The sequence below is a fragment of the Pseudoalteromonas sp. UBA2102 genome (genome assembly GCF_002331165.1).
Taxonomy (GTDB): domain Bacteria; phylum Pseudomonadota; class Gammaproteobacteria; order Enterobacterales; family Alteromonadaceae; genus Pseudoalteromonas; species Pseudoalteromonas atlantica.
In genome coordinates this window covers 23,331-40,866 of record NZ_DCYU01000052.1, presented here as the reverse complement: position 1 = coordinate 40,866, position 17,536 = coordinate 23,331, and the positions used below count along the sequence as shown (strand labels likewise).

Annotated in this window: 16 protein-coding genes; all 16 read right to left on the bottom strand. The window is 42.8% G+C overall.

The features are described from left to right. Window positions 1–570: a Maf family protein gene (locus B2R65_RS06465; RefSeq protein ID WP_024032489.1), complete on the bottom strand. Its 570-nt coding sequence runs from the start codon at window positions 568–570 to the stop codon at window positions 1–3. Next, window positions 570–1,049 (bottom strand): rod shape-determining protein MreD, encoded by a 480-nt coding sequence (gene mreD / locus B2R65_RS06460; RefSeq protein ID WP_004585757.1) that lies wholly within the window; start codon window positions 1,047–1,049, stop codon window positions 570–572. The genes B2R65_RS06465 and mreD overlap by 1 nt, the downstream gene beginning before the upstream one ends. Beyond that, a complete protein-coding gene (gene mreC, locus B2R65_RS06455; RefSeq protein WP_024032490.1) occupies window positions 1,042–1,884 on the bottom strand; it encodes a rod shape-determining protein MreC in 843 nt (280 codons plus the stop codon). The genes mreD and mreC overlap by 8 nt, the downstream gene beginning before the upstream one ends. Beyond that, window positions 1,884–2,927, bottom strand: a complete 1,044-nt coding sequence (locus B2R65_RS06450) for a rod shape-determining protein (RefSeq protein ID WP_002958401.1) — start codon at window positions 2,925–2,927, stop codon at window positions 1,884–1,886. Before B2R65_RS06450 ends, mreC begins: the two co-directional genes overlap by 1 nt. Window positions 2,928–3,063: 136 nt before the next feature. Continuing rightward, window positions 3,064–5,103 carry an SUMF1/EgtB/PvdO family nonheme iron enzyme gene (locus B2R65_RS06445; RefSeq protein ID WP_004585755.1) on the bottom strand — a complete coding sequence of 680 codons (2,040 nt, stop codon included), beginning with the start codon at window positions 5,101–5,103 and terminating at the stop codon, window positions 3,064–3,066. A gap of 176 nt (window positions 5,104–5,279) precedes the next feature. Beyond that, complete coding sequence (locus B2R65_RS06440; RefSeq protein WP_286741712.1) at window positions 5,280–9,020, bottom strand: H-type lectin domain-containing protein; 3,741 nt, start codon at window positions 9,018–9,020, stop codon at window positions 5,280–5,282. Continuing rightward, on the bottom strand, window positions 9,017–9,502 hold the full coding sequence (locus B2R65_RS06435; RefSeq protein ID WP_286741711.1) for an agglutinin biogenesis protein MshP: 486 nt from the start codon (window positions 9,500–9,502) through the stop codon (window positions 9,017–9,019). The genes B2R65_RS06440 and B2R65_RS06435 overlap by 4 nt, the downstream gene beginning before the upstream one ends. Next, complete coding sequence (locus B2R65_RS06430) at window positions 9,492–10,331, bottom strand: PulJ/GspJ family protein (RefSeq protein WP_286741710.1); 840 nt, start codon at window positions 10,329–10,331, stop codon at window positions 9,492–9,494. Before B2R65_RS06430 ends, B2R65_RS06435 begins: the two co-directional genes overlap by 11 nt. Then, window positions 10,331–10,873, bottom strand: coding sequence for a type IV pilus modification PilV family protein (locus B2R65_RS06425; protein WP_138577011.1), 543 nt, complete (start codon window positions 10,871–10,873; stop codon window positions 10,331–10,333). The genes B2R65_RS06430 and B2R65_RS06425 overlap by 1 nt, the downstream gene beginning before the upstream one ends. Beyond that, the gene (locus B2R65_RS06420; RefSeq protein WP_138577009.1) at window positions 10,860–11,351 is read right to left on the bottom strand and encodes a type IV pilin protein; all 492 of its coding nucleotides are present in this window, start codon (window positions 11,349–11,351) and stop codon (window positions 10,860–10,862) included. The genes B2R65_RS06425 and B2R65_RS06420 overlap by 14 nt, the downstream gene beginning before the upstream one ends. 9 nt (window positions 11,352–11,360) lie before the next feature. Next, window positions 11,361–11,906: a prepilin-type N-terminal cleavage/methylation domain-containing protein gene (locus B2R65_RS06415; protein WP_286741709.1), complete on the bottom strand. Its 546-nt coding sequence runs from the start codon at window positions 11,904–11,906 to the stop codon at window positions 11,361–11,363. Between the two features lie 22 nt (window positions 11,907–11,928). Beyond that, a complete protein-coding gene (locus B2R65_RS06410) occupies window positions 11,929–12,513 on the bottom strand; it encodes an agglutinin biogenesis protein MshB (RefSeq protein ID WP_286741708.1) in 585 nt (194 codons plus the stop codon). A gap of 5 nt (window positions 12,514–12,518) precedes the next feature. Then, on the bottom strand, window positions 12,519–13,736 hold the full coding sequence (locus B2R65_RS06405; RefSeq protein WP_248462171.1) for a type II secretion system F family protein: 1,218 nt from the start codon (window positions 13,734–13,736) through the stop codon (window positions 12,519–12,521). After that, window positions 13,723–15,450 (bottom strand): GspE/PulE family protein, encoded by a 1,728-nt coding sequence (locus B2R65_RS06400; RefSeq protein WP_286741707.1) that lies wholly within the window; start codon window positions 15,448–15,450, stop codon window positions 13,723–13,725. The genes B2R65_RS06405 and B2R65_RS06400 overlap by 14 nt, the downstream gene beginning before the upstream one ends. Next, window positions 15,447–16,637, bottom strand: a complete 1,191-nt coding sequence (locus tag B2R65_RS06395; RefSeq protein ID WP_286741706.1) for a tetratricopeptide repeat protein — start codon at window positions 16,635–16,637, stop codon at window positions 15,447–15,449. Before B2R65_RS06395 ends, B2R65_RS06400 begins: the two co-directional genes overlap by 4 nt. Next, window positions 16,634–17,536 (bottom strand): ExeA family protein, encoded by a 903-nt coding sequence (locus B2R65_RS06390; protein WP_286741705.1) that lies wholly within the window; start codon window positions 17,534–17,536, stop codon window positions 16,634–16,636. The genes B2R65_RS06395 and B2R65_RS06390 overlap by 4 nt, the downstream gene beginning before the upstream one ends.

Sequence of the window (17,536 nt, the reverse complement as noted above, 5' to 3'; positions counted from 1 at the left end):
TTACCTTCTTAGGAATGCTTGTAATAATTGTTCGGTCTCGTATAAAGGTAAGCCTACAACAGCAAAATAGCTACCCGCAATGTGTGTAACAAAGCGACCACCTAAACCTTGAATGCCATAACCACCGGCTTTATCTTGTGGCTCGTTTGACTCCCAATAGCTATTTATTTCTTCATCGCTGAGGGTTTTAAAGGTCACATCGGTACTCACTACACAACTTAGTACATCTGTTTGTGTAGCAAAAGCAACGGCAGTAAGTACTTGATGTGTATTACCAGATAAACGTTTAAGTGTTGTTATGAAATCGTTTTTATCGCGTGGTTTACCCAACGATTCGTTATCAATAACAACCACAGTATCACTACCAAGCACTGGGCGGTCTGTGTAACCAAGCGCTACGCCTGTTTGCGCTTTTAAGCGAGCTAAGCGCTCAACCAATGCATGAGGCTGCTCGTTTGCAAGTGGGGTTTCGTCTGCATCTACACTAAATTGTTCAAACTCAATGCCTAACTGACTCAACAACTCTTTACGTCGCGGGGAGGCTGATGCCAAATATACTGCGGTTGTCATTACCTGATCCTAAAATGTCTACGGTATTTGCGAAGAAGTAAAAAGACCCAAAACCAGCTGACCATACCGGTCGCTACTGGCCACAGGTATTGTGGATTAAAATAAACACCTAATAAAAAGTGATTTAACCAAAATTGCATTAAGTGGTACAAGGTTAAAAATAAGCCCACTAATAAGCTTTGCTGCCAAAGCGAAAAGTTACGTATTTTTTGAAAGTTACTTGCGGTCACAAATATACAAATAGAATACGTGAGTGAGTTTACTCCTAATGGCGAGCCTAAGGCTAAGTCCATGAGTAGACCGACAACCCACGCGGTACCAATATTTAATCTATGCGGCACTGCCAGTGACCAGTACATTAATACCAGTAATACCCAATCAGGTCTGAAGGGCTCAAACGAAAAAGGCAGTGGCATTAATGCCATAATTAAAGCAAAAAAGATGCTTAGGGCAATTAACAATGAATAACGATTAATCATCGCTGATTTGCTCCTGTTGATTGCGCCATAAAATAACCAACAAACGAATACGGTCTAGCTGTGCAATAGGCTCTGCAAATACTTGAGCAAATGGGCGCCCTTCATCGCGGTTTATTTCGGTGACAACGGCCACCGGGTAACCTTCAGGAAACGTACCGCCAAGCCCCGAGGTCACGAGTACATCGCCAATGCGCACATCAAGGCTATGAGGTACATGCGAAAGCTTAACAACGTTAATTTTACCTATGCCTTCAACTACCGTGCGTACGTCGTTTCGTAGTATGCGTACCGGCGTAGCATGAGTTGTGTCGGTCATTAGTAGCACGCGCGACGTGGTAGAGCCTACTTTTGTTAATTGGCCAACAACCCCCATTTCATCAATTACCGCTTGGCCTTCGCTCAGGCCGTCGGTGGTACCGCGGTTAATAACCACTTGATGACTATATGGGTTTGAATGTACAGAAAGTACTTGGGCTATTTTTTTACGATTAGATTGCTTAGCCGATGAGCCAAGTAAAGCGCGTAGCTTTTGGTTTTCGCGGGCTAAAAATTGGTATTGCTGCAATTGCTCGCTTTGTAGCATTTGCTTTTTTTTCAGCGCTTCGTTTTCACTCAGTAACTGATCGCGGGTATGCAGGCTTTTAGCACCTAAGCTAAATATTTCGTAAGGTAGGTTGGCAACGTAAATTAATGGGCTGACAAGTGTATTGAGGCTTGTACGTACAACCGTGCCGCCTTGTGTAAACTTATCGCCCGCAATGAGCACTATGCTCAAAAGCACTGCGACAAAAAGTCGCAGTTGCAAAGAGATGGTTTGTCCAAACAGTAATTTCATTAATCGTAACTAAAAACGTCACCACCATGAACATCAATCATTTCAAGTGCTTTACCGCCGCCACGTGCTACACACGTAAGTGGATCATCGGCAACAACCACAGGAATGCCTGTCTCTTCCATTAATAAACGATCTAAATCTTTTAACAGTGCACCACCGCCAGTCAGAACCATACCGTGAGCTGAAATATCTGATGCAAGCTCAGGTGGAGACTGCTCAAGTGCAACCATTACCGCACTTACAATACCCATTAGCGGCTCTTGGAGTGCTTCTAAAATTTCGTGCGAGTTAAGTGTAAATGAGCGAGGAACACCTTCGGCTAGGTTACGACCGCGTACTTCAATTTCAATTGGTTCGTCAGTTTTAAAAGCAGAGCCAATTTGATGTTTAATATTTTCAGCCGTTGCTTCACCAATTAGACTACCAAAGTTACGGCGTACATAATTAATAATGGCTTCATCAAATTTATCGCCACCAATACGCACAGACGATGAGTAAACAACACCGTTTAGTGAAATAATAGCAACTTCGGTAGTACCACCACCAATATCAACAACCATAGAACCGGTTGCTTCTGATACTGGTAGCCCAGCACCAATTGCTGCGGCCATTGGCTCTTCAATTAGGTACACTTCGCGCGCGCCGGCACCCATTGCTGATTCGCGGATTGCACGCTTTTCTACTTGGGTTGCACCACACGGTACACAAATAAGTACACGCGGGCTTGGGCGCATAAAGTTATTATTGTGCACTTGTTTTATAAAGTGTTGTAACATTTTTTCGGTTACATAAAAGTCGGCTATTACGCCATCTTTCATTGGGCGAATCGCTTTAATATTACCCGGTGTACGCCCTAGCATTTGTTTTGCTTCTGTACCCACAGAAGCAACACTTTTAGGTCCACCAGCGCGTTCTTGACGAATAGCTACAACTGAAGGTTCGTTAAGTACAATACCTTCTTCTTTTACATAGATAAGGGTATTGGCTGTACCCAAGTCGATCGATAGATCGTTTGAAAAAATACCACGGAGTTTTTTAAACATGAGGCTGGATGACCTTTGAAATACGTTCTTATGTTAGCTGCACTCACTTTAACATGCCTAATTAGATGAGCAATATAAAGCGCAACTACCTTTGTTAATTTGTGAAAAAAGGAAGCTAGGCTTCCTTGGTTAAATGCTATCGTTCGCGGACTAAGCGAAAGCCAATGTAGTTAGATCTAAAATCTGGCGCTAAAATTAATCGTGTTGAAGCACGTGCAAGGCTTGGTGCAAAGTTCCACGCCCCGCCTCTTACTGCAACATCAGATTCGCCCGACTCTTTAGCTGTCCATTCCCACACATTGCCTACGGTATCGTATAATCCAAATGCGTTAGGAGAAAAAGAACCCACCGGTGCTGCACGTTTGTTTGACCATTCGCTACCACACCAACCACAGTTAGCTAAATTTTTACCTATTTCGTTACCCCAAGGGTATTCTGTTTCTGTACCTGCGCGAGCGGCGTATTCCCATTCAACTTCATTAGGTAAACGGTACTGCTGCCCGGTTTCGCCAGAGAGCCATTCGGCGTACGCTTTCGCGTCGTTAAATGTTAAACACACAGCAGGAAAATCGCTGCTTTGCTCAAAACCTGGGTTACGCCAGTTTAAATTAGCTTCCCATACGGGCTCGCCATTTAAATAATAAGCACACCCTTTGCTTTGCTCTGCTTGTGTTTTATACCCAGTACTTGCTACAAACGCTTCATAGGCACCTACGGTAACCTCTTTGGTTTGCATAGCAAATGAGCTGGCTATCACTTTTTCAATAACCGGGCGTTCATTTGCTAAACCATTGCCGTTAATATCGCCCATCTTAAATTTACCGGCGGGCACAACTACAACATTATTTTGTACATCAGCAGAGCGATTAGTGCTTGCTGTACGACTTACAGGTTTTGGTTGCTCGCGAGTGTAAGCCGGTGCAGCAATCGACTCAGACTTTTTTACTAAGTTAGCATGAATAGTCTGTGCTTTAGTTAAATCAACTCTTACTTTGTAAGGCTTATAACCTAATTTACGTATTTCTACGTTATGCACACCACGCGGTAAACGCGTAACTAAACGCGTAGAGCCAAAGCTCACCCCATCAATAAACACTTCATCATCGTAAACATTTGAACGTAAAGTCAGCTCAACTTGCTGATTTTTCTCTTTATTTATAATTGATGGATAGTTTTTTTTTGTAGGTGCAGCTTTCACTGAGTAATCGCGCACTGGCTGATTGTTCATTCGCGATACAGACACAGTGTCGGTATTATCCGCGGCGTTGCTGAATGTTAACTGACTATCAGAGTAGGTTGTACCGTAACCAGGCTGATAGGCTGTCGCGAGTGGCGAGCCATATTCAGAACAATAACGGTTATCTACGTTTAATAAGTTACATAGGCGGCTGCTGTTTACTTCGCCGCGCATGGTTACGCTTAAGTTAACGTTGTAATTGCCTTGTCCGCTAAATGCACTGTTAACTACATGGCTACTTAAAATTTGTACTTGTGCGCCTGCCATGTTGCGTTTTGGTTCAACAATTCGCTCTTCTGTTAAATTAGCAAATATTTGATCAACAAAGCGCTTAGTGGCTTTTTGTAAACCCATTTGCTGGCCGCGTTGCTCACAGGCTGCGAGCGTTTCGGTACGCTTACAGTTAATTGTGTGGTTTACTTCTAGTGTACCTTCGCGGGTAAACTCATTACGTAAACGCTCTACTCGGGCTGTAGTTAATTGCTCTTTTAAGCTTTCTAAGGTGTTTAAAAGCGTATGTTTTGCAACACGAATTTGCTCTATATCTTTACGATGAGATGCAATTGCCGCCAACTGCATTGAGATGTCGTCTTTATTTTGCTTATGATCAACCACGGCTTTTTGATAGCGCGATTGGGCAGCACTAATATCAAGCGTAGGATCGTCAATTAAGCGGCGATACATTTCGTTCATCGCATCAAGTGCTTGGTTTTTCTCTTTATCAAGCTCTGTAGAGCGAGAACGAAGTAGTTCAAGTTGGTTTTGTAACTGACTTTCTTCTTTTAAGTGTTTTTCAAGTATTTGTGTCGAGTTATCGTATTCTGTTTGTTTAATACTAATCTCTGATTCAATTCCGGTTACTGTTGCTGTGTCTTGTGCAAATGCACTACTAGCTAACAAACTAGCGGAAATTAACAGAGATAAAGGAGCAATTCGCATATATTCCAGTCCCAAAAAGCGGCAATTATTTGGTCGTTATTATTGTTTATTAGAGTGTACTCACTTTTGAAAGCTGAACATTTTTCAACCATCAAAAATCATTACACCCAATGCCTTATGCTATGTACTTGAAGCACAAAACACAAGCTTTGTTCAATTATTATCTTAGTTTACAACTATTCTCTTGTTTCACGCCAGTAAATAACCCGATCATTTCCTCTAAAGCGACCAAATTGCAAAATAGCATGGGGATCTTGCTGTGAATTATCACCAAGCCAATCCCACTTTAACCAATTTTCTGTTTCGTATTCTAATGTAAATGTACCACTGCCATTTGGTGTTGCATAAATAGCATTGTTTGTAGGGTAGCTGCCTGCTTCTAATGAACCCGCTGCACCTGCACCATACTCATAGCTTAATATTGGCGTTGATGGCGATATTTGGGATAACTGCGGATGCTCAAATACACTGCAGTTATCTTCGGTATTTAATACAAAGCCTGTTCCATTAAAGTACTGAGCCTGCATAGGCACACGTAATGAGTCTAAATCTGAGCCGGCATTGTTGCCTAGCACTAAGCGTCCAAAGCGAAAGTCTATTGGCACATCGTTTAAACGCACACTATTGCAATCAGTGCTGCAGCTCGCTTGCGTACTCGGCTCATCGTTAGCATCAATTAACATAGCGCCTTCTGTGTTAGTGACGGTGGCCATAAGATTAACCATAGTAAATGGGCCGTCGGGATTATTTATAGCCAAGCGCGTTAACATGGCAGTGCTGTCGCTCATTTGCCATTGTCCATCGGCTAGGGTGTTCCAACTATTGCTGCTTATATTGGCTAACCTGCTGGTTAGCGTGGTTGCTGGTACATAATTACCAGCTTGATTGTTTTCGGCATTTATTTGTACTTGGGCTTTTTCAAAGCCTTGTTTGTAATTAGCCATTAGCTGGTTGTTATGATTAAGCGCTTGCACCGTAAAACCAAGCTCAAAGGGCTGATCTAAATAGGTTAAATTACTACCTAACTGTGTACATTGCGCAGCAGCTTGAACACCTAATACTTGATAGTGCGATGGAGCAAATCGCCCTACGTTGTTTAGCTGCCCTTTTACATCGCCCACACCAAAATAATCGCCATCTTGTAAACCCGCAAATACGTTTATAATACCCACTTGGTCATAAGCGTACTGCGATATGGATTCACTTAAGCTTCCTGTATCAGTAAAGGCAAGGGTACTTAGCGCTTCAATTTGCCCCTCATTACCAGAGCTGGGTAATACTAAGCTATGTGTTACTAAAGGAGACTCGCTAATGAAGTGTTTGGCAATGGGATTACTATGAATAGCGCTATAGTTATCAGGTATCCCATCGTTGTTATTGTCTTGCCCTGCGCGCCACTGTACTGCATTCATTTTTAAATCAAATGACTCACCCGTTAATCTAAATAAACTATCGTTTGCTGTTTGGGCATAGCCGTCACTTGCAACTTGCATCGCTAATCCAAAGGGCTTAACTACATATTCGTTAGAACTGCCGGTTAAGCTTACTGATAAATTAGTTACTGGGTCTAATACAATTGTTGCCCGTGCATTTAAACTTAATTTAGCGGCATCGGGGTAGTTAATAGCAATAGGGGCTTTTGAGTCTTGATCAAAGGTGAGCGAAAAAGTTTGATATGCTTGCTGCACGCTATACGTATTCGCATTATTACTAAGTTGTATTGGATCTGAACACGTAGCGCCGGCACTGCAGCTATAAGCTAAATCTAAATCAACTTGACCACCTGCAGGGAATACGGCTTCGCATACGCCTGTTGTAGTATTTGTTTTAACCGCTTGAATGGATAGCTCGGCGGCATTAAAACCCTCGCTAGAGGGTTTACCAGATAATTGAGTGGGGATACTCGCTGTATTGGCTGTGTCGTTATTAAAAATAAACCCTGCATCAGAAAAAACCACTTTGCACCCGCCCAGCCCTACGTTACTACCATTAATATAACAACGCAGCGGTGCAGATGGGTCGGCGGTATTATAGCCAAGTGTGACGGTCCCTGTGGTACGCTTTGCAAGCGCTACGGTGGCAGAGCCTGTAAAGGTAATATTTTCACCGCTTACCCAGCTTTGTTGGCCACTGTTATCTGGAGACATGTCAAGTGCGGAGGGCTCATCATACAGTAAATCACATGCATCGTTTGCACAGGCGGTTAATGTCATTTCTTTTGCTTGACAGGTTAAGCCTTGGTTATCACTTAATGATATGCGGTAGTGATCAAGCAAAACCGGCGTAAAAATACCGCAAAATCCAGGAATGCTCTCTGGCACTGTTAACGCATCAAACGTAGAACTGCCCTCGGTTATTACTTGTGTTGCAGCGGTTATAGAGCCCTGGTATGTGACATTTTGAGCAATTCTTACCTCCCCTGTTGCGACAATGTATGCAGCAATATTTGCATCGGCCGCAATGGCAACATCCCCATCGACATATATAGCTAAATACGCCCCTTCCTCAACCGCAATATTCGTTTTGCCTATGTTCAAAAATGCGCTAGAAATTAGCGACGATGTATCTTTTAAAAAGATACGGGTGGGCGCTGTTACCTTGTACTCATCTTCCAATAAGTTAAGTGCTAGTTCGTCATAAAAATAATCACCAGCTAACGATACAGGCACATCACCGGTAGAGCTTCCATCGTTTGTGACCGTGGGTACTTGCGCAGCTTGATTTGGCTCAAGGGAGTTATACCCAGTGGCCACACAGCCTTGGCCATTACACAAAGGCGGGTTGGTGAGTGCCGTTGATATTAAATTAGTGGTGGTAATAAATTGTGCATTGCTATCGGTTATTTCCACACCTTGAACAAGCTGCACTTGTCCATCATTGTAGGTAGAAATAGCGCCAGGAAATAAAGTATCGCAATCTAAAATATCGCCATTAAATACAAACGTACTGGTCATAGCTAATATAGAGGCTTCTTCTTTTACGTGGTTACGCTCCCTGTCGCCATCACGGTCTTCATCAACCACCAGCCCTAACCGATCCGCTCTTAAATTACAGCTGCGCAGCCACCCACCGTCTTCTTCAAGTCGGGAATTTTTACTTGCCACCACCAGCGGTGCTTCACTAAAGTTATTGTTAAAATTAAAGTAGTTACATCCATCATTCCAACCATCAACTTCGAATCCTGTAAAAAAGGTCTCCCAGGACACTTCTACCCCATTGTCATCGGTAAAGGTGCGATTACTGCCAGGCTCTACAGCCATGTAGGCCACCGTTTCAGTTTGAATAACACCTAATGCGGTTTCTGAGGCCTCTAACGCTATATTTACCCCGCTTGTAGATAAGGAATCACTTTGCACTGCAATGGTTAAAAAAGGCACAAGCGCTTGAGACGGCGGGTTACTATCTAAACTATTTAGTGTTTGTAACGAATGAAAAAAGTTAGGCCTTACCGCAAACGGTTTATTAAAAGTCAGTGATTTGTAACCTTTAGGTGTGATAGGTGCAAACCCCGACTTATCACCGTATTGTAGCTCAAGGCGTAAGTCGGTGTTCCCCACTTCCATAATGGTCCCATCAGGAAATTCATGCACTCCATATTCTACCGCTAAATAGTGCGCGCCCATGGTTATATGCTCGCCATCTTCTCCTGATGGCTCAAGTGGCAATGCTTCAAACCCTGTGGTTGTTACATTGCGTATTCTCACTATAGCGGGGTTACCGCCTTGATTAGTGGACAACATAAATACCGCAGGAGGGGTTATGTATTGCTGCTGAAAATTTATTTTTGTCCATATGGGTGAAGTGTACGTGTCTTGTAGCTCTATAAATCGCCCTTCAATTTTAGGCGGTACAGCCATAGCGCATCGGCTTAGTAGCAAACTTAATAAACATAAAATACAGAGGGTATATTTGCTCATGGTAATGTTTTAGCCTCCACACTTAGAGTACGTTGAGTTTGCCAATATTCCTTTTGACATGCTGCACCGGCAGCACAATCATTGGCGGCGCACGTTGCAGAGCTTTGTAAGTAGTAAATATTAACAGTGCCAGAGCGGGTGCTGCTATCGGGTAAGGCTATGTATTCACTACAGCTCAGTTCAACTTCACAATTGGCTAGATAGAGGGTGCTAAAATTCCTACTGGTGGTTACTGCACTGCATGTTTGCGCAGTGCTACTTAGTGCAAAAATTTCGCTTAAGCCGGTTTCTAATCCGCTTTGGGCTGCCATGTAAGCGCGCGCGCCGTAATACTCAATGGTATTTTGCTGCGCCGCACCCGATAACACTTTAGAAAGCGCCAGCCCTAGTGCCAGCAAAGTGACAATGATCACCAACGTAATTATGAGCAAATTACCTTGCTGCTTTTTAGCAAAACTGATGTTTTTTATATTAGGGAACATTAGGCACATGCACCTCATGGCTAATACTTATTTGTTCGGTGTCGTTAAACCCCATTTGCGCAAACACATTAACAACCGCGCTGCGCTGTAGCGAAATTTCACTTAACGTAAAAAAGGCTCTGCTCGTTAAGTCGTTGGCAATATAATTACTCATTAAATCGCGTTTAATGCCCGAGCTAACCTGTAAGCTGGCGGCGTTTAATTGGCTTGTAGTAAAGCCGTAGTTGCTATAGCGGTACAGTGAATTACCTTCTACACAAAAGCTAACGGGCTGATCTAATAAATAAAGGCGCTTACTCGGTGACTCTTGAGCAAATGCTTTGCTAAATTGCCATGTATCTAGCTCACTTGTAACGGCGCTGTAGCCGCTAACTTGTAAACGCTTGTTTTGACTTTCATCGTATATATCGCTGCTATTTAATGGATAAATACTTGCCCAATCGTTTATTTGTGGCTCAGTTAAATTATTAAGCGCAAAATTCACGGCGGTAACCTCAAAAGGGGCACTAGTGGGTAAGTAATCGGTATAGTGAGTAGCAGATAAAAACGGCGTAAATTCTAAACATTGCTGCGTGCTACACGCTCCATTGCTGGCGTTATCGCAATTTAAGCGCAGTGAGTTAGGGGTTGCGTGGCGAAGCTCTTTACTTAATCGGGTTAAAACAAAGCGACTTTGCGCTACCGCTTCTTGGCGTTTCACACCTTGGCTGTAAATATTAAATCCGGCGCTAATAAACGAAAATGACGCCACGGCTAAAATGCCAATAATTACCATCACAAGTAATAGCTCAACTAAGGTAAAGCCACGCTTTTGCTTTGCTCTATTCATTAGTAATTACCTTTATATGCACTAAAGCCGTAGACTTGTCCCAAGGGTGAGGTTACTTCAATGGTAATTCGTTTAAAGGCAACGCCATCGTTATTGGTTGCCTCGTTTAGGTCGCTGTCGTATTGCACGTTTACAGCCAGTGAAAAGTCGCTGTATTGCGCTAATGTATTCCCTAAACTATCACTAATAGGCTGCCCTGTGAGCGCAATGTAATCATCAACATCGTTAAAACTAGTCCGTGCTTCACCGCTATCAGCACCAAGCTCAGAATGAGTACTACAAGGCTGGGCACCTAAGCTTGTTTCGGAGCAGCGCCTAAATGGTGGCGTACGCTCGCTATGTTCATCAAATGATTTAGCTAATATTTCGTTCATTAATGCTTGCCCAAGCTCTGAGGCCCTGAGTGCGACAATAGGCTCGGCACTTTGCTTTGCTTGAGGTGCTATAAGCGCTGTAATGATACTTAGCGCAATAGCAAACATTACAATGCCAATAATCAGCTCAATCAAGGTAAAACCTGATTGTATTTTAGGGGCAGGCATAAATAAGCCCTTCACCGCTAATGCACACCGCGGCTAGACCTAGGTCAATTTTACATTGTACTGTGCAGTTTTGATCTGCTCGCCCAAATGGGTCAAAGTTAATTTGCGTAAACACATTAGCATTGCTATCTAAGGCATTAAATCGTACGTCGCTGCGCTCGGTATTGATAGCAACAACTAAATGCTCGCTATTATTGGTACTTGGGCCGCCAGTACAGGTTTCTGGCTCTGGCCCCGCAACCAAGGTAGGTGAAATATACAGTTTATGGCAGCTGCTTGTTGCAGTATTTTGCATCGCGCGTAATTGTACTGTGCGCAGGGCGTTTAATACCCTATCTCTGTATGAGTATGCTTGCTCTGTTGAACTTCCTAGCAACTTGGGCACTGCCGTTACCGACAGTATGCCCAAAATAACTAAAGTAATAATTAATTCAACCAGTGTGAAGCCACGCAATCGTTGATTACTACTGCTATTCATTTATGTAAATTAACACCCACTCGTGATAAGCGTAACAGTAGGAGGCGTCACAACTGTTTGTATTGGCGTTGTAGTCGTTGTTGTTGCTGATGCTTGTGTATATTCAATACGGCAATCATCAGTTTGCACATAACTATTAGGGAAAATTAATACCTGATCGCCCGTAGTACCTGTAGCAGCAACTTCTACAAGGTTAAAATCTGCAGAGTCATCAGATGCAAATTCAACATCTAAAAAAGCTTCAAAAGCTGCTTCTGTCGCTGCAGGGTAGCCATAAACTATAGGTACGTTTGCACCACTATCTACAGAAACCGAATCAGCATCTTTTTTATGGGTACTTGCAATAATAGATTTACCATTTACGATATTCATACCACTGCGAATTGAGCCTTGTAAACCTTCGAGTGTAGAAGCGTTAGCATCACCTTGAAGGTTTAAAAAACGAGGGGCAGCGGTCACCGCTAAAATACCTAAAATTACAATTACAATTATTAGTTCAACAAGCGTAAAACCTGCTTGCTTATTCATTGGTTGTTTTAATGACTGCGTTTTCATAAGTAAGCCTCTTTATAATTACTTAGTTTTTAAAAATTTGCACTTTGCCTGTTGTTGGAAAGTACGAAAACCCTACTTTTTTAGCCATAACTGCGCCATCGGTAGGTAGGTTATTGGTGTTTAAATTATGAGTTAAATAATAAATACACTGGTTGTTTTTAGTGTTATGACGCACTAAATAACTCACCTTGGTTATTATAGAAACCTCGGTACTTAATGTGCTTGTTGGCGCATTTTGTAAAATTACCCTTAATACTTTTTGGCATTGCAGTGCAGTCATTGCGCTGGCCCGCGTATCAGTATTAGTCGTTTTATCACCCGTTGGTGTGCCTCTGTGTCCATCGACACCAACAATGACACCTCCGTAATTAATATGTGTTGTATTATTAACGCCCTTTGGACGCCCCGATAATTCCCACTGACCTTTGACCATCAACACCGCAGAGGCAAATTCACCAGCCACCACATCCACACTCGCATTGTGTGCCTGATTTTTAATGCCTATGTATTGAGGTATAGCAAAAGCCATAATAACTGCCAGTAAAACAACTACTAAAACGAGCTCAAATAACGAAAAACCTGTTGCACGAACACGACCGTTAGTCACAATGGCTACCCTTTAATAGCCGACATCATGTTCCACATTGGCATAAAAATACCGAGTGCTAAAATAAGCACCATAATGGCAACAAACACCGTCAAAATGGGCTCTATTTTTGCGGTTAAACTGCGTAAATCGTAATCGACTTCTCGTTCGTAAAAATCAGCTGCTTCTTGTAGTAACTCATCTACGCGACCAGTTTCTTCACCCACTGCCACCATTTGCAGTACCAACTGTGAAAATAGCTCGCTACTTCGTGAAGCCCGCAACAAACTGTCGCCTTTTTCGATATCTTGACGCATGGTGATAATGGCTTTTTCCATGTAGCTGTTATCAACTGCATGGGCCGTTAACGACAGCCCTGTCGTCATAGGGACGCCCGAGCGCAGCACCATGGCTAAACTTTGGCTATAACGGCCAAGTAAGGTGCGTTTTAAAATATCGCCTACAAATGGAATTTTGAGTTTGTGGTGATCCCACTTAAAGCGCCCAGCCGACGTATTTAAATACCGACGCCATGCAACGACTCCACCCACTAATATTAGCGCTAGCAGCCACCAATAATTGACAAAAAAGTTACTGGTGCCAATGAGGATCTGGGTCATTAAAGGCAGCTCTGCATCAAACTTTTCGAACATGCTGGCAAAGGTTGGGATCACAAAAATATTTAATATGATCATCGCAACTAAAAGCGCCAAAATAACAAAAGTGGGGTAACGCATAGCGGCTTTTATGCGCTTACGAGTCTCTTGCTCTTTTTCAAAGTAAATAGCCAGCTGATAAAACGCATCTTCTAATCGTCCCGACCCTTCTCCGACTTTAACCATAGAGATAGTTAAGCGGCTAAACACCTTGTTGTGTATAGCTAACGCACTAGATAGTTCACGGCCTTGTTCGAGCTGGCGTGTTACCTCAAGCAATACACTTTTAAACTCTTTATTTTGCGTGGTATCAGCAAGCCCTATCATTGCCCTAATAATGGGGATCCCGGCTTTAAGTAAAGAATACATTTGCCGTGAAAACATGATCATGTCATCAAGGGTTATTTTTTCGCTAAATAAGTTATCGAATAACTTTATATTGTTTTTTGTTTCAACTAACGAAATTGAAATAGGTATGTACTGGCGCTTTAATAAGCTATCGGCCACACCGGCCTCATTATTTGCCTCAACACGCCCTTTAACCAGCGCACCTTTTGCGTCTTTGGCTTTGTAACTATAAAGCTGCATCGTCATCACCTACCACTTCAGGTACATATTCAGCCACTTTAAATACCTCATCTAACGAGGTAATGCCTTGCTTTGCATACGTTAAAGCCATATAAGAAAGCGGTGCAAAATTAGCGCTATTTTTAGCCGCTTCACCAAAACGCTGCGTGTCGTTAATACGCAGGGCATCCATCATAGCGTCGTTCATTTCTAACAGCTCAAAAATCCCCACCCTGCCTTTGTAGCCGCTATGGCTACATGCTGTGCAGCCTTGGCCTCGCCAAAACTGTGTGCTGCTAATATCTTCGCCTAAATAGGTAAGCCAGCTTTGTTCTTGTTTATCTGGGTGATACGGTGTTTTACATTCATTGCAAATACGCCTAACTAAGCGCTGAGCAATAATAGCGCGTAGTGAGCTTGCAACTAGATAAGCGGGTGCTCCCATATCAATTAAGCGCATTGCGCTTGATATGGCATCGTTGGTATGTAACGTAGAAAGTACTAAATGCCCTGTTAATGCAGCCCTTAGGCCTATATCAACGGTTTCTTGGTCACGCATTTCGCCAACCATAATAATATCGGGGTCTTGGCGTAACGTGGTTCTTAATACACTGGCAAAACTTAAGCCTATTTTGTTGTTTATTTGCACCTGGTTTACCCGTCCAATGCGGTATTCAACCGGATCTTCTACGGTAATAATTTTACTTTCTTGTTGATTAAGCTCACTTAAAGCGCCATACAAGGTGGTCGTTTTTCCTGAACCGGTAGGCCCAGTCACTAACACCATGCCATGAGGGCGTTTTATAATGCTGCGCAGGCGTTTTAAAATATGCACCGGCATGCCCGTTTCATCTAACGATAAAAGCCCTGCAGATTGGTCGAGCAACCGCATCACAACTGACTCGCCATATTGCACTGGCATTGTCGATAAACGTACATCAATGCTGTGCGCGTGCACTTTTATATTAAAACGGCCGTCTTGCGGTAAACGCTTCTCCGATATATCTAACCCCGACATAAGCTTTAGCCTAAGTACTAAAGCAGAGGCTATTTTTACTTGGTTTAATGTGTGCTCTTGCAATACACCATCAACTCGTTGGCGAATGCGTAATAGCCTTTCATCGGGTTCTATGTGGATATCTGAGGCACGTACTTGTACTGCATCTTCAAATATAGATTGCAGTAGTTTTACTACGGTGGCGTCAGAGGTTTCATCTGCTAAGGAATTAAGATCAAACTCTTCTACGTCTTCGTATTCTTCGTGTAGCTTTTCAGCAAAGTTAGTAATATCTTCTGTTCGGCGGTACACATTATCAAACGCTGCCATAAGCTGGCTTTCTTGCACAACAGCAAGCTCAATTCGCTTAGGGGCTAGCATTGGCGCTAACTGATCCAATGCTCTCAAATCAGCGGGGTCACTCATTCCGACTAATACAGAATCACCGTTATCTTCTATTACTAATGCTCGGTAGCGCCTGGCATAAACCTCTGAAAGTAATTTAGATACATCTGAAGATATTTTGCGCTGCGAAATATCTAAAAACGGTATTTGTAATTGTTGAGCTAAAAAGCGCAATAATTGCGGCTCACTTATAAACTCAAGCGCAATTAATGTAGCCCCTAACTTTCGCCCTGACGCAGCTTGCACATTGAGTGCTTCGCTTAGCTGTGCTTCGGTGATCATTTGCTCATGAACGAGTAAGTCCCCTAAGCGCATTTTTAAACTGGGTCTCATACAGCCTCCTTCAATGCGACTAAGCGCTGTAGTGCATGTTGCGTCATTGCGGCATTTAAACCGCCTAAATCTAGGGCAACTTTATAAAGGTGCTTTGCATCAGCAAATTCCCCCAACGCATCTTTTGAAGTAGCTAACGCCAGCCACCACTTAGCCTGCTGAGGCTGAAGCTGTGTAAGCTGTGTAAAACTCGCAAGCGCTATTTGATGTTGCTGCGCATTTTGTGCTGCAGTACCTTTTAATACCCAAAACTCCAAGTTTGCTTGCGGCTCAAGTTCGGCTATAAGCAGTTTAAGCACGCCTTCGTACTCTTGTTGCATAATTAAAATTTTACTGAGCATTACACGCCACTGCACAACCTCAGGGTTTATTTTTATGCCAGCAACTAATAACTGCTGAGCCATAAGTGCATTTTGTTGCTGAAAATACGTTGCCGCGAGTAAATTACGCGCTTCTATATGCTCAGGTTGTGTTTGTAAAATAGCGGTTAAATCGTTAATCGCATCATCATATAAAGCAAATTCCAACGCTTGTTTAGCACGCTTTAATTGCTGTGCTATGCGCTGGGCTTTGCTTTGTTTAACACTGGCAGTTTTTACTAATTTATTTTCAGTGGGCGGCTGCTCAGCCTGTGTAATGCTTTTTACTGGTGCACTGCTTTTTGCTTCAACTGGGGCATTTATTTCTGTGCTAGTGGCTACTTTAGCGCTTGCTTCTGTGGGGCTTGCTTTTTTGCTCAGTAGCGCGGCTTTGTCTGCAGCGTGTTGCTGTATTACTTCGTCTTTTGGCTGATCAGGCAATACGTTATTGCTTTGTGCCTGCGCCTGCTCTTTTGGCGTATCTGCATTAATTTGAGCTGCTTTAGCGCCAGTGTTTTCTTCGCTTAATTGTTTTAAGGGCTTAATTACGGGGGTAATTTTAGCTTGGGCAATTTCAATCGGCTGGCTGTTATTATTAACCGCATATGCTTTTTCAGCCGTGTCGCTACTCGCTTGTGGTGCCTGTGCAAAAGGTAAATAAAGGTAGGCTGTAAAAATTAGTACAATCGCTAATAAAACACTCAGCACTTTAAATAATACATCGTGGTAGTCGCGTACAGGGGGAATATCGACCCCGCCACTTTGCTGATTACGCTGTGCAGTTTGGCGCTGGTCGATATTTTTTAGCATGTTATTAATAACACTCATAACCATTGCCTCCATACCCACATAACTGCAATAACAAAAACACTAATAGCTAATAAGCTGTAAGCCCAGTAATGGTTAGCGTGGTGCTTTTTGCAATCTTCGGTGTCTGCAATGGCAAGATGTATATGGCGCGGTGTTACTTTATTAAGGCCTTCACCGTATGCCTGCAGTAAAACTTTATGGCATAAAATATTGACCAAACGGGGAATTCCTCGACTCGCACGCGCTATTTTTAATCCTAAACGATTCGTAAATAGGGGTGGCTGATTAAAGCCTGCTACCTGTAAACGGTGATTAATATAATAAATAACTTCACCGGCGGTCATTGCACGCAATGAGTAGGAAAAGCTGATCCGCTGGCGTAGTTGCCTCACTTTACTATTGGCAAGTTTTTCATCTAATTCAGGTTGGCCAAATAGCACCACCTGAATAAGCTTTTCGGTTTCGGTTTCTAGGTTTGTAAATAACCGAAGCGCTTCAAGTGTATCCCAACTCAGGCACTGCGCTTCATCTATTAGTAGTACAACCCGTTCGTTATCTTCTTGCAGCTCTAGTAAGTAATGGTTTATTTGCTGGCTTAACGATTGTTGATCTAGGCTTTTATCTACCTCCATGCCAAGTTCTACAGCAATAGCCCAACGTAATTCTTCAGGGCTTAAATAAGAATTAGGTAAATAAGCCACAAAGTAGTCTTCTTCAATTTGATTTAAAAGTTTTCTGCATAGTAAGGTTTTGCCTGTCCCTACTTCTCCTGTTACTTTTATAAATCCCTCCCCCATTTCTAGCGCGGTGGTAAGTACTTGCATCGCTTCGTGGTGCGGCTCAAGTGCACAAAAAAACTCGGTGTTTGGGGTTAAGGTGAAAGGCATTTCACTTAAATTAAAAAAGCTCAAATACAT

Bases quoted from the DNA above. Each gene is read 5' to 3' on its own strand.
- B2R65_RS06450 (WP_002958401.1), bottom strand. From the start codon at position 2,927: ATGTTTAAAAAACTCCGTGGTATTTTTTCAAACGATCTATCGATCGAC.
- B2R65_RS06465 (WP_024032489.1), bottom strand. From the start codon at position 570: ATGACAACCGCAGTATATTTGGCATCAGCCTCCCCGCGACGTAAAGAG.
- B2R65_RS06390 (WP_286741705.1), bottom strand. From the start codon at position 17,536: ATGTATTTGAGCTTTTTTAATTTAAGTGAAATGCCTTTCACCTTAACC.
- mreC (WP_024032490.1), bottom strand. From the start codon at position 1,884: ATGAAATTACTGTTTGGACAAACCATCTCTTTGCAACTGCGACTTTTT.
- B2R65_RS06415 (WP_286741709.1), bottom strand. From the start codon at position 11,906: ATGAAAACGCAGTCATTAAAACAACCAATGAATAAGCAAGCAGGTTTT.
- B2R65_RS06440 (WP_286741712.1), bottom strand. From the start codon at position 9,020: ATGAGCAAATATACCCTCTGTATTTTATGTTTATTAAGTTTGCTACTA.
- mreD (WP_004585757.1), bottom strand. From the start codon at position 1,049: ATGATTAATCGTTATTCATTGTTAATTGCCCTAAGCATCTTTTTTGCT.
- B2R65_RS06400 (WP_286741707.1), bottom strand. From the start codon at position 15,450: ATGAGACCCAGTTTAAAAATGCGCTTAGGGGACTTACTCGTTCATGAG.
- B2R65_RS06425 (WP_138577011.1), bottom strand. From the start codon at position 10,873: ATGCCTGCCCCTAAAATACAATCAGGTTTTACCTTGATTGAGCTGATT.
- B2R65_RS06405 (WP_248462171.1), bottom strand. From the start codon at position 13,736: ATGCAGCTTTATAGTTACAAAGCCAAAGACGCAAAAGGTGCGCTGGTT.
- B2R65_RS06435 (WP_286741711.1), bottom strand. From the start codon at position 9,502: ATGTTCCCTAATATAAAAAACATCAGTTTTGCTAAAAAGCAGCAAGGT.
- B2R65_RS06420 (WP_138577009.1), bottom strand. From the start codon at position 11,351: ATGAATAGCAGTAGTAATCAACGATTGCGTGGCTTCACACTGGTTGAA.
- B2R65_RS06430 (WP_286741710.1), bottom strand. From the start codon at position 10,331: ATGAATAGAGCAAAGCAAAAGCGTGGCTTTACCTTAGTTGAGCTATTA.
- B2R65_RS06445 (WP_004585755.1), bottom strand. From the start codon at position 5,103: ATGCGAATTGCTCCTTTATCTCTGTTAATTTCCGCTAGTTTGTTAGCT.
- B2R65_RS06395 (WP_286741706.1), bottom strand. From the start codon at position 16,637: ATGAGTGTTATTAATAACATGCTAAAAAATATCGACCAGCGCCAAACT.